Annotated in this window: 4 protein-coding genes; 3 read left to right on the plus strand and 1 reads right to left on the minus strand. The window is 65.6% G+C overall.

What is annotated here, in order from left to right:
- Positions 1 to 71: 71 nt before the first annotated feature.
- Positions 72 to 2,201: a TonB-dependent receptor family protein gene (locus E4L96_RS01680; RefSeq protein WP_135205511.1), complete on the minus strand. Its 2,130-nt coding sequence runs from the start codon at positions 2,199 to 2,201 to the stop codon at positions 72 to 74.
- A 119-nt stretch (positions 2,202 to 2,320) separates the two neighbouring features.
- Here E4L96_RS01680 and E4L96_RS01685 point away from each other — a divergent pair, with 119 nt between their 5' ends.
- From E4L96_RS01685 to E4L96_RS01695, 3 genes are all read left to right on the plus strand, one after another.
- Entirely contained in the window at positions 2,321 to 3,553 is a 1,233-nt protein-coding gene (locus E4L96_RS01685; RefSeq protein WP_135205512.1) for an RtcB family protein, read from the plus strand.
- A 13-nt stretch (positions 3,554 to 3,566) separates the two neighbouring features.
- Complete coding sequence (rtcA, locus tag E4L96_RS01690; RefSeq protein ID WP_135205513.1) at positions 3,567 to 4,583, plus strand: RNA 3'-terminal phosphate cyclase; 1,017 nt, start codon at positions 3,567 to 3,569, stop codon at positions 4,581 to 4,583.
- A gap of 215 nt (positions 4,584 to 4,798) precedes the next feature.
- The gene (locus tag E4L96_RS01695; protein ID WP_135205514.1) at positions 4,799 to 7,078 is read left to right on the plus strand and encodes a family 1 glycosylhydrolase; all 2,280 of its coding nucleotides are present in this window, start codon (positions 4,799 to 4,801) and stop codon (positions 7,076 to 7,078) included.
- Positions 7,079 to 7,445 lie beyond the last annotated feature (367 nt).

The following is a 7,445-nucleotide window of genomic DNA, read 5'->3' on the forward strand; positions in this document are numbered from 1 at the left end:
ATCGTCAGGCTAGTTATAAAGAAAAAGCCCGGTAGCGAAAGCTATCGGGCTTTTTACTTTTGTGCGCCAGCTCAGAACTGCCGTTGCAGCGTCACTCCGGCGAGCCATTGACGGCCCGGCGCTGGCTCGTAATAGCGCTTGTTGGCATCGCCGACGATGACCGACCCGACGTACGCCCGGTCGGTCAGGTTATTCAGCCGCACAAATTCCTTAAGCTGCCAGCCACCGAAGGCCTGGCGCGCGCCCACCCGCATATTCAGGACCGCATAGCCAGGTGCCGGCTGGTCGCGATTCGCATCGTCCGCATACACGCGGCCCGCGGCCTGCGTTTCGAGACCCGCAGTCCACGCACCCGCTGCGCTGGTCCACGCCACGTCCGCAAAGGCACTGGCGTTGGGCACACCCGGCAAACGGCTACCCGCCAGCGCGCTGCCAGAAGCATTCCGGTACACGGCGCGCAGCGTCGTGAGTGCGAGGTGCGAACGCCAGCCCTCAGCCACGCGCAGATCGGCCGAAAGCTCAAGTCCCTGGCGCTGCGTGCGTGCAGAGTTGCGGTAGCTGGTGCGGCCACCGGATGACACGTCCACCACCAATTCATCCCGCGTTTGCACTTGGAAAACGGCGGCCTGCATGCGGGTGCCTCCGGCCGATGCGTGCTTGAAACCTGTCTCGAGATGTGTGCTGGTGGCCGGACGCAGGCCAAAGTTGAAGCCCGCACCAGAGCCCGAGTAGAACAGTTCATTCATGGTCGGCGTTTCGAAACCATGCGCCGCACTCACGTACACGCTGGTCTCCGGCGCGAGCTTGTACAGCACCCCCGCGATTGGCGTGGTGCGCGAGAAGCTCAAGCCGCCGCTGTCGTCACCATTGGACACATAACGGTCGCGCACCTTCACCTTCAGGCGCGTATGACGCAGGCCTGCGTCGAGCACCCACGGTCCACGCGTCCACTCCAGCTGCAGGTAGGGATCGAGGCTGTCGAGGGTATCTGTCTCGTCGCGCCGGGGCACGCCCTGCACGCCGAAGACATTGCCGATGAAGTTCTCGTAACCCTTACGGTCATCGGAGGAATGATCGTAGGCCGCGCCCATGGTGGCCGCGAGGGCGCCATCGGCGAGCTGTCCGCGCCAGGTCCAGTTGATCTCCGCGCCCGAGAAATCGCGGTCGAAATCGACCACGCCACCGGAGTGCGTCGGCGGAGCCTGGAAGCCTTTGGAGAAGGACTGGTATTGCACCACGCGGCGGTTGCCGCCATATCCCATCAGGTGCAGTTTTCCAGCGCCGGTTTCCAGGTCGTAGACCGCGCCGATTTGCTGGTGGTCGATGCTCTTGCGGGTGTTGTAGCGGTCCGCCAGCGTGCGTTGCGGCGATTGCGGATCGGTGGTGTCAATCTCGCCCGCGCGCGGGTCGCGCTGCAGCGCGGCCCAGGTAAGGCCGAGCGGATCCTGCGTGTCGTGCTGGCGCAAACCGCTGGCGACGATGGTCAGCTTGCCGCCCGCTTCCGGGCGCACGGTGAGCTTGGCCAGCGCCTGGTCGCGGCGCGCGGCACTGTGAGCGCGGTAGCCATCGGTCTCGAAGCGCGACGCATCGAGCAGGTAGCCGAAACGGCCCGCGCCGCCCTGTGCGTTGACGTCCAGTTTGCGCAGACCATCGCTGCCGCCGGTGAACGTGGACTCCAGCGCCGGTGCGCCGGCGCCATCGCGCGTGAACAGCTGCACTACGCCGCCGGAGTGGTTGCCATACAAGGCGGAGAAGGGGCCGCGCAGGACTTCGATGCGGTCCGCGATATCCAGGTTGAAGGTGGCGGCCTGTCCCTGGCCGTCCGGCATGGACGCCGGGATGCCGTCGGTGAGCAGACGCACGCCGCGCACGCCGAAGGCCGAGCGGGCGCCAAAGCCGCGCGACGAAATCTGCAAGTCCTGCGCGTAGTTCTGGCGGTTCTGCACGACCAGGCCGGGTACCGCAGCCAAGGCTTCCGATGCGTTCACGCGCGGCTGGCCCGCGTTGATGCGGGCGGCGTCGACGATGTCCACCGAGGCCGGGACATCGAGTTCGTTGTGCGCAGTGCGCGCGGCGCTGACGACGACCACCGCATCCGCGGCGGCGGCAGGGACGGGCGGCTGGCCATCCAAAGCCCACGCGGGCAAGGCCGCGGCAATCAAAAGGGCGCCGCTGTGCAGGCGCAGGCAAGGGTGCTTCATCGATGCTTTCGAAAATAGGCCAAACTGCACTATAGCGGGCGGCGCTCGCCCATGCCGCGCGCGTGCGCTGCCAGGACGGGCGAGCGCGTATGATCCCTTCATTCGGAGCAGCACAGCACATGGAACAGCATTACGACATTCTCGACACGCACGGCGGCAAGCCGGTCAAGATGTGGACGCGCGGCGTCCCGGTCGAACAGGAAGCCAAGGAGCAGCTGCGCAAGACCGCGCAGATGCCCTTCATCTACAAGCACATCGCGGTCATGCCCGATGTCCATCTCGGCAAGGGCTCGACCATCGGCAGCGTGATCCCGACCGTGGGCGCGGTGATCCCGGCCGCGGTGGGCGTGGACATCGGCTGCGGCATGATGGCCGCCAAGACGACCCTGCGCGCGGACGATTTGCCGGATAGCCTGGGCAAGCTGCGCAGCGCCATCGAACACGCCATCCCGCACGGGATGTCGCCAAAGACGCGCGGTCACAAGGGCCGCGACGAAGGCTCGTGGATGTCGCCGCCGTCCTCGGTGGATGCGGGCTGGATGCAGCTGAAGGATGAATTCGACCGTATCGTGCAGAAGGCACCCAAGCTGCGCCACACGAACAACTACAAGCACCTCGGGACGCTCGGCAGCGGCAACCACTTCGTCGAAGTGTGCCTGGATGAAGAAGGCTTCGTGTGGCTGATGCTGCACTCCGGTTCGCGCGGCGTGGGCAATGCGATCGGCCAGCACTTCATCGAACTGGCCAAGACCGACATGCGCACCCACATGGTCAACCTGCCGGACCAGGATCTCGCGTACCTGAAGGAAGGCACGCAGCATTACGACGACTATGTGGAAGCCGTCGGCTGGGCCCAGAAGTTCGCGCGCATCAACCGCGAGGTGATGATGCAGAACCTGATCGCGGCTGTGCGGCGCGTGATTCCCAAGACGTTCGAGACGCACGTGGAGGCGGTCAACTGCCACCATAACTATGTGCAGAAGGAGCGCCACTTCGGCCGCGAGGTGCTGGTCACGCGCAAGGGCGCGGTGTCGGCGAAGCAGGGCGAACTTGGCATCATCCCCGGTTCGATGGGCGCCAGGAGCTACATCGTGCGCGGCAAGGGCAACGAGGACAGCTTCACCAGCTGCTCGCACGGCGCGGGGCGGACCATGAGCCGTACGGAGGCCAAGCGGCGCTACAAGGTCGAGGACCACGTGAAGGCCACCGAGGGCGTGGAATGCCGCAAGGACGTGCACGTGATCGACGAGATCCCGATGGCGTACAAGGACATCGATGCGGTCATGCACGCGCAGGAGGACCTGGTGGAAGTGGTCCACACGCTCAAGCAGATCGTCTGCGTCAAAGGCTGACGCGGAACCGGCCATGATCGAACTGGATGGCTCACTCGGCGAGGGCGGCGGGCAGATGCTGCGCACATCGCTGACGCTGTCCGCGATCACCGGCCGCCCGTTCCGCATGAAGAACATCCGCGCCAGGCGCGCCAAGCCGGGGCTGCAGCGGCAGCACCTGATGGCGGTGCAGGCACTGGCCGCGGTATGCGGCGCCGAGGTCACGCCCGTGGACGTGGGCGTGGGCGAGCTCGAATTCCGTCCGGGCGCGATCCGTGCGGGCGACTACGCCTTCGACATCGGCACCGCAGGCAGCACCACGCTGGTAGTGCAGGCGCTGATGCCCGCGCTGCTGCATGCAGACGGGCCATCTTCCGTGCGGGTGACCGGCGGCACGCACAACCCCACGGCGCCGCCCGCGCATTATCTGGACCGCGCGTTCGGCCGGGTCCTGCGCCAGATGGGCGCAACCTTCGAGATGGAACTGGAACGCTTCGGCTTCTACCCGCGCGGCGGCGGAGAACTGGTGCTGAACATCGTGCCGTGCCGGCGTCTGCAGCCAATCGAACTGCTGCAGCGCGGGCCGCGCATCCATGCCTATGCCGAGGCCTTCGTCGCCGGTCTCGCGCCCACCGTGGGGCGGCGCGAACTCGATATCCTGTGCACCGAGTTTCACCTGGGGGACACCAACTGCCGCCAGTGCGGCCTGCCCGCGGACCAGGGACCGGGGAATACGGTCCTGCTCACATTCGAACATGCCTACGTCACCGAGATCTTCTCGGCCATCGGCGAGCGTGGGGTGACCGCGGAAACCGTGGCGCGGCGGGTGGCGGAGGAGGCATCCCGCTACCAGGCGTCGGAGGGCGCGGCCGGGGCGCACCTGGCCGGCCAGCTGCTGGTGCCGTTTGCGCTGGCGGGCGGCGGCACGTTCTCGATGTCCCACCTGTCCCAGCACACCCTGACCAATGCCGAGGTCATCCAGCAGTTCCTGCCGGTGAAAGTGCATTTCACGCGTGGGGCGCACCGGACCGTGTGCGCAGTCGAAACCTGAGCCGTCATTCTGGCGGAGGCGTAGTTCTGCGCGTAATTGAGCTCAACGCGACGTCATGATTTCCGAAATTTCGCTAATCTGTGCCCCAAAGCGATAGCCGCGCACGGTCTCCGCACCGGGCGGGGCTGTTTGCCGCTGCATGAGTCATACCCCTGCCGCGGCCTCCACCGCAGCTGATCCGGCCGTGATCGGCAGGGGAGCATAAGGAAGAATCCATGAATAACGAAAGCAAAGCGCGGGCCGAGCACCCGTTGGAACTGTGGGGCGGACTGGAATGTACCGTCAATCGTGTGAGGGACCAGTATTTCAGCCAGATGGACCGCAATGGCCACCTGGAACGGCTGGATGACCTGGAACGTTTCGCAGCGCTGGGGATCCGGATGATCCGCTACCCGGTGCTGTGGGAGAAGGTGGCGCCGGACGGCGTCGAGCAAGCCGACTGGTCCTGGACCGAGCGGCTGTCCAAGCTGAAGCAGCTGGGCGTGGAACCGATCGCCGGCCTCGTGCACCATGGCAGCGGCCCGGCCCACACCAGCCTCGTCTCGCCATGCTTCGCAGAGAAGCTGGCCGAATACGCGGGCGCGCTGGCCCGCCACTGCCCCTGGATCAAGTACTACACCCCCGTCAATGAGCCGCTGACCACGGCGCGCTTCAGTGCGCTGTACGGCGTCTGGTATCCGCATGCGAAGGACGACCGCACCTTCGTCCAGGCCGTGCTCAACCAGTGCCGCGCCACCGTGCTGGCGATGCGCGAGATCCGCAAGGTGCGGCCGGACGCCCAGCTGGTGCAGACGGACGACCTGGGCAAGACCTACGCCACGCCCGAGCTGGAGCAGCACGCCAACTTCTACAACGAGCGGCGCTGGCTGGCCTGGGATTTCCTGTGCGGCCGCGTGGACCAGGACCACGCCATGTGGACTTACCTGGTTGAGACCGGCATCGATGAAGCGGAACTGCTCTGGTTCCGCGACAACCCGTGCCCGCCGGACATCATCGGGGTCAACTATTACGTCACCAGCGAGCGCTGGCTGGATCATCGCCTGGAGCGCTACCCCGAGCATTGCCGGGGAGCGATCTTCGACACACCGGTTGCCGATATTGAAACAGCGCGTGCGCTGGCTACGCCTACCCCGGGGATCGCGCCGCTGCTGCAGGAGGCCTGGGAGCGCTATGGCCTGCCAATCGCGGTCACCGAGGCCCACCTGGATTGCCACCGGGAGGACCAGATGCGCTGGCTGCTGGAGATCTGGGATGGCGCCCTGCAGGCGCGGGCGAACGGTGCGGACGTGCGGGCGGTGACCGTCTGGTCGCTGCTCGGCTCGTTCGACTGGAACTGCCTGGTCACGGAGTGCCGCGGCTATTACGAGCCGGGACCGCTGGACGTGCGCTCGTCCCCACCGCGGCCGACCGCGCTGGCGCGCCTGATGCGCGAGCTGTCGGCCGGGCTGCCGCTGTCGCATCAGGTGCTGCGCGGCAAAGGCTGGTGGCGGCGCAGTGACCGCTTCCTGTGTCCGCCGGTCGCGACGCGCAACGCGCCGACCTCGATTTCGGCCGATGGCCACCATCTCGTGGGGACGCATATGCAGCCGATCCTGATCACTGGCGCCACCGGCACCCTGGGCCGGGCCTTCGCGCGGCTGTGCGAGCGGCGCAATATCGCCTATCGCCTGATGAGCCGGCAGGACATGGACATCGCGGACCCGGTCTCGGTCGAGAACGCGCTGGCGAAATACCAGCCGTGGGCGGTGGTGAACGCGAGCGGCTATGTGCGGGTGGATGAGGCGCAGAACGATGCCGAGCGCTGCTTCCGCGAGAACACGGTCGGCCCGGCGGTGCTGGCGGATGTGTGTGCGCGGCATGATATTCATCTGCTGACCTTCTCAAGCGACCTGGTCTTCGATGGCGAGCGCGCGTCGCCCTATGTGGAGTCGGACTCGGTGCGGCCCCTGAACGTGTATGGCGAGAGCAAGGCGCGCGCCGAGAAGGAAGTGCTGGACCGTCTGCCGAGCGCGCTCGTGGTGCGGACCTCGTCCTTCTTCGGCCCGTGGGACCAGTACAACTTCATCACCCAGTCGCTGCGTACGCTGGCGGCAGGCGAGCCCCTGTATGCGGCCCGGGATATCACCGTGTCGCCGACCTATGTGCCGGACTTGGTGAACGTGTGCCTGGACCTGCTGGTCGACAAGGCGTCCGGCATCTGGCACCTGACCAATGGGGAGCCCGTCACCTGGGCCGACTTCGCTCTCAAGGCTGCCGAGCTGAGCGGCATGGATGCGAGCCGGCTGGAGCCGATCGCCAGCGAACAATGCAACTTCCTGGCGCCGCGACCGTCGTTCAGTGCGCTCCACAGCGAGCGCGCGATCCTGCTGCCGAAGCTGGACGATGCGCTGTCGCGCTACCTCAACCAGTGCGAGGTCGAGCCGGCCGGGGCACCGGTGCGCGGCGAGCTGCTGGGCGACCTGCAGCGGCGGGTCGTCGCTATTGCTCATCCGTAAATTATTGATTTGACAGGTTATTCGAGGGCCCAGGCGCACAAATTGTTGCGCGTGGGCTCTTGCGTGTGTGACGTTTGAGGGTCTATAATTCACCTCCTTCGCCGCTGACACCACGCTGTTCTGGTTGATGCGACGAAAAAGAAGGGGTTGACGAAACGCAGCAAACGCTTCATACTCTCCCTTCTCTGCTGCTGACAAACACAACGCTTTGTCGACAATGCAGCAAGATCCGAACACCGATCTTTAACAATCAACAGTCGATAAGTGTGGGCGTTTGATGAAGGTGCCACCGGCTTGCCGGTGATGCTCAAAATTTATCAAATGCTCGACACAAGAAATAAACGTGACCTCGCAAGAGGAACGTCAG

Origin of the sequence: Zemynaea arenosa, assembly GCF_004614185.1 — a bacterium.
GTDB classification, from domain to species: domain Bacteria; phylum Pseudomonadota; class Gammaproteobacteria; order Burkholderiales; family Burkholderiaceae_D; genus Telluria; species Telluria arenosa.